This window comes from Streptomyces sp. NPDC002790 (assembly GCF_040295505.1).
GTDB lineage: Bacteria > Actinomycetota > Actinomycetes > Streptomycetales > Streptomycetaceae > Streptomyces.
On sequence record NZ_JBEOVM010000206.1, the window covers coordinates 1 to 5,025 of the forward strand.

The window sequence follows — 5,025 nt, forward strand, 5'->3', positions numbered from 1 at the left end:
CCGCGACCCCCTCGGGTATCACCCCCCGGGGCGGCGTCTCCCCCGCCCCTTAGGGGAGACGCCGCCGACCGAGGTACGTGGCCCGGGCCCCGAGGTCACAGCTGCCCGAAGGGGCCACGCCGCCCACGGTGTTGAGGCGCGGGGTCCGGGGCAGAGCCCCGCGACCGGCGGAGGTCAACCCGCCCGATGCACCACCGCATCGCACAACTCCACCAACGCCACCTTCGCCTCACACTCCCGCAACGGCGCCAACACCGCCCTCGCCTCCTCCGCGAAGCGCACCGTGTCACGCCGCGCCTGCTCCAGCGCCGGATGCCCCCGCAACCGCGCGACCGCCTCGGCGAGCCGCTCGTCGTCCCCGAGGTCCGAGTCCAGGAGCTCGACCAGCTCCTTGTCCTCGGCGAGCCCGAGCCGCTCGGCCCGTTCCCGCAACCGCAGGACCGGCAGCGTGGCGATCCCCTCACGCAGATCCGTCCCGGGCGTCTTCCCGGACTCGTGCGAGTCGGACGCGATGTCGAGCACGTCGTCGGCGAGCTGGAAGGCGACGCCGAGCCGCTCCCCGTACTGGGTGAGCACATCCACCACGGTCTCGTCGGCCCCGGACATCATCGCGCCGAAGCGGCACGCCACGGCGATGAGCGAGCCGGTCTTCCCGCTGAGCACGTCCAGATAGTGGTCGACCGGGTCCCGCCCGTCGGCCGGTCCGGCCGTCTCCAGGATCTGGCCGGTGACGAGCCGCTCGAACGCCTCCGCCTGGATCCGGACGACGTCCGGGCCGAGGTCGGCGAGCGTGTGCGACGCGCGCGCGAAGAGAAAATCGCCGGTGAGGACGGCCACCGAGTTGTCCCAGCGCTGGTTGGCGCTCGGCACCCCGCGCCGTACGTCCGCCTCGTCCATCACGTCGTCGTGGTACAGCGTCGCGAGGTGGGTGAGCTCGACGCCGACGGCGGAGGGCACGATCCCCGGCGCGTACGGGTCGCCGAACTGGGCCGCGAGGGTCACGAGCAGCGGCCTGAACCGCTTGCCACCGGCGCGTACCAGATGCTGGGCGGCCTCCGTGATGAAGGGAACCTCGCTCTTGGTGGCTTCGAGCAGTCCCTCCTCGACAGCCGCCAATCCGGCCTGGACATCGGCTTCGAGAGCCTGGTCCCGCACGCTAAGACCGAAAGTCCCGACGACGGTCACGAGTGGGTCTCCTGTCTGCTGACGATCACATGGCGAACTCGGTCGATCAGTCGGTCGATGACACGGTTTGTCGATGTGTCGCTGCCATCACTCAAGTCAGCGTATCCGGTCGCGTTTCGATCACAGGTGGCGCCCGCCCGAACACCCCGGACCAGGCGGCCTCGCGACACCACCGGTATGTTCTTGATCAGCACAGACGACCTGGAGTACGTACTTTGTCCCGCACCGAGACCGACACGGGCAGCACACCGCCCCCTGAGGACGACACGGCCTTCTTCGGCCAGCCAAAGGGCCTGCTCACCCTCTCCGGCCTGGAGGTCTGGGAACGGTTCTCGTTCCTCGGCATGCAGGCCATCCTCGTCCTGTACTTCGCCGACACCGTCGCGCACGGCGGCATGGGCATGGACCCCGGCAACGCGGCCTCGGTCTCGGCGGCGTACGGCACGCTCGTCTACCTCGTCTCGGTCGCGGGCGGCTGGCTCGCCGACCGGATCCTCGGCTCGTACCGCGCCGTCCTGCTGGGCGGCATCCTCATCGCCTGCGGACATTACTCGATGGCGGTGCCCACGCCCACGATGACGTGGGTCGGGCTCGGCCTGATCAGTGCCGGTACCGGCCTGCTCAAGCCGAATGTCGCCTCGATGGTCGGCAAGCTGTACCGGACCGCCGACGAACGCCGCGACGCCGGCTTCGCGCTCTACTACATGGGCATCAACATCGGCGCGTTCGCGGGACCGCTGATCACCGGCTGGCTCGGCGACCACAAGGGCTGGCACTGGGGCTTCTCCGCCGCCGCCGTCGGCATGACGTTCGGCCTGATCCAGTACGTCGCGGGCCGCCGTCACCTGGCCGGGCGCACGGACGCCGCCGAGTACGCGCTGCCGCCCGAGGGGATGCGCCGGGCGGTGCGGCTGATGATCGTGGGCGCGGTCGTGGTGGCCGCCGTCGCGGTGGCCCTGGCCCTGGCCGGGTGGCTGACGATGGGCCGCTTCGTCGACGTCCTCACGTACATCTCGGTGATCGCGCCGATCGTGTACTTCGTGGTGATGTTCAGGAGCCCCCGGGTCACGGCGGAGGAACGCGGCCGCCTCAAGCCCTACCTGGTCCTCTTCATCGCCTCCGTCGCCTTCAACTTCATCCTGTTCCAGGCGTACTCGACGATGATGCTGCTGGCCGCCTCGAACGCCGAGTCGACCATCCTCGGCTTCGACTTCCCCACCAGCTGGTACGCCTCCGCGCTCGGCGCCTTCGAGGTGGCGCTGGCCCCCGTCGTGGCGGGCCTGTGGGTGCGGATGGGCAAGCGCCAGCCGCACGCCTCCAACAAGATCGCGATCGGCGTGATCCTGGGCGGCCTGTCGTTCGTGCTGATGGCGCTGCCGACGTCCGGCCACAGCGGTGACACGTACAAGATGGCGGCCTGGTGGATCGTCGGCTCGTACCTGCTGCTCGGGCTCGGCGACATCCTCGTCGAGACGTCCGGCATGTCGGCGACGACCAAGCTCGCCCCGAAGGCCTTCGCCAGCCAGACCATGTCGCTCTGGTTCCTCTCGCTCGCACTCGCGAACGGAATCCAGGCCCAGGTGGTCAAGGTCTACGGCGAGGTCTCGACCCCCGCCTACTTCGGCGTCAACGGCGCGATCGCGGTCGCGGTCGGTATCGCCGTGATCGCCCTGGCGCCGTGGCTGCGCCGCACCATGCACCCCGTTCACTGAGGTACTCCCATGAGCCCTGCTTCCCCCCACATCCGATCCGAGTTCCCGTACGGAACGGTCCGCGAGGACATCCGCGTACCCCTGTCCGACGGGACGACGCTCTTCGCCCGCGTATGGCGCCCGGTGACGGACGATCCCGTGCCGGTGCTCCTGGAGTACCTCCCCTACCGGACCTCCGACTGGACGGCGCCGCGCGACTGGCAGCGGCACCCCTGGTACGCGGGTCATGGCTACGCCTCCGTACGCGTGGACGTGCGCGGGCACGGCAACAGCGAGGGCATGCCGACCGACGAGTACTCCGAGACGGAGCTCGCCGACGGCGTGGAGGTCGTGAACTGGCTCGCCGCGCAGCCCTGGTCGTCCGGCAAGGTCGGCATGTTCGGCATCTCCTGGGGCGGCTTCAACTCCCTCCAGATCGCGGCCCTCGCCCCCGAGCCGCTGAAGGCGATCGTGACCGTCTGCTCGGCGGACGACCGCTACGACAACGACGTGCACTACATGGGCGGCTCCGTGCTCGCCGTCGACATGCACGCGTGGGCGGCGACGATGCTCGCGTTCGTGTCGCGACCGCCGGACCCGAAGTACGTGGGCGACGGCTGGAAGGACATGTGGACGAAGCGCCTCGACGCCGTCGACCCGTTCATCCACACCTGGCTCGACCACCAGACCCGCGACGACTACTGGCGGCACGGCAGCGTCTGCGAGGACTACTCCGCGATCAAGGCGGGCGTGCTCGCGGTCGGCGGCTGGCACGACCCGTACCGGGACACGGTGCTGCGCCTCGCCGAGCACCTCCCGGCCGAGCAGATGCGCGGCATCATCGGCCCCTGGTCGCACCAGTACCCGGACCGCGGCCTGCCGCCGGGCCCGGCCATCGGCTTCCTCCAGGAGACGCTGCGCTGGTGGGACCACTGGCTCAAGGGCGAGGACACAGGGGTCATGGCCGAGCCCAAGCTCCGCTCCTGGATCAGCGACTCGCACCCGCCGGCCACCGTCTACGACCGGCTGCCGGGCCACTGGGTCGGCGACACGTCATGGCCCTCGCCGAACGTCTCCCCCCTCTCGTACGCACTTCAGGGCCCGCCCCAGCTCGTGCGTTCGCCGCAGCACACCGGCCTGGACGCGGGCCGCTTCTTCCCGTTCGGGAACGATGCGGATCTGCCGCCCGACCAGCGGGAGGAGGACGCGAAGTCGGCGTGCTTCGAGTTCGAGGTGCCGCAGGACGTACGGGTACTCGGCAGGCCGCGCGTGACGCTGCGGCTGACGTGCCCGGTGGAGCGCGGGCAGGTCGTGGCGCGGGTGTGCGACGTGGCGCCGGACGGCTCCTCGACGCTCGTGACGCGCGGCGTCCTCAACCTGTCCTCCCGGCATGGTCGTTCCGAGAACGTGCCGTGGGAGCCGGACACCACGGAGGATGTCACCTTCGAGCTGAACGGCATCGGCCACGCCTTCCCGGCGGGACACCGCATCCGGCTCGCGGTCTCGTCCGCGTACTGGCCGTGGATCTGGCCCCAGCCGGGTTCGGAGGCCGGATTCACGCTCGACCCGGTGGGCAGCGCGCTCGAACTTCCCGTACGGAGCGGTGGGCCGGGCGCGGACATCACCTTCGCCGAACCGGAGCAGTCCGAGCCTCTCGGCGTCGTCTACCCGGAGACACTGGAGGGGCCGCGGCCCGAGCGGCTGGTCGTACGGGACGTGGCCGAGGGCGAGTGGAAGCTGGAGGTCGACCCGCGCTACGGCGGCACGCGTCTGTACCCGGACGGCCTGGAGTTCACCGAGGACGCGCTGGAGACGTACGTCATCAACGAGTCCGACCCGCTGTCCGCCCGCACCCGCTCCGACTGGACGATCCGCCTGCATCGCCCGGACACGGGCTGGGACGCGAAGGTCACCACCCGCTCCGAAATCACCTGCACGGACCGGGAGTTCATCACGTCCAGCGAGGTGATCTGCCGCGACGGCGAGGAAGTCGTCTTCCACCGCACATGGGAGCGACGGATCCCGCGCACGGCGGGGTGAGAGGCCTCCCGAAGGTCCTGCCGGACGGGCCTGCTCAATCGCCGCAGGGGCTATAAATAGCCCCTGCGGCGATTGAGGGGCGGGGTGGGGGTCAGTGGTCGTTCTGGGC

The 5,025-nt window shown here is 70.3% G+C and carries 3 protein-coding genes; 2 read left to right on the top strand and 1 reads right to left on the bottom strand.

Annotated elements, in window-relative coordinates:
• Positions 1-174: 174 nt before the first annotated feature.
• Positions 175-1,185: a polyprenyl synthetase family protein gene (locus ABT004_RS35840; protein WP_351345868.1), complete on the bottom strand. Its 1,011-nt coding sequence runs from the start codon at positions 1,183-1,185 to the stop codon at positions 175-177.
• Between the two features lie 215 nt (positions 1,186-1,400).
• Here ABT004_RS35840 and ABT004_RS35845 point away from each other — a divergent pair, with 215 nt between their 5' ends.
• Together ABT004_RS35845 and ABT004_RS35850 are read left to right on the top strand one after the other, a co-directional pair.
• Complete coding sequence (locus ABT004_RS35845) at positions 1,401-2,897, top strand: peptide MFS transporter (RefSeq protein ID WP_351345871.1); 1,497 nt, start codon at positions 1,401-1,403, stop codon at positions 2,895-2,897.
• A 9-nt stretch (positions 2,898-2,906) separates the two neighbouring features.
• Complete coding sequence (locus ABT004_RS35850) at positions 2,907-4,916, top strand: CocE/NonD family hydrolase (protein ID WP_351345874.1); 2,010 nt, start codon at positions 2,907-2,909, stop codon at positions 4,914-4,916.
• The last annotated feature ends 109 nt before the right edge of the window (positions 4,917-5,025 follow it).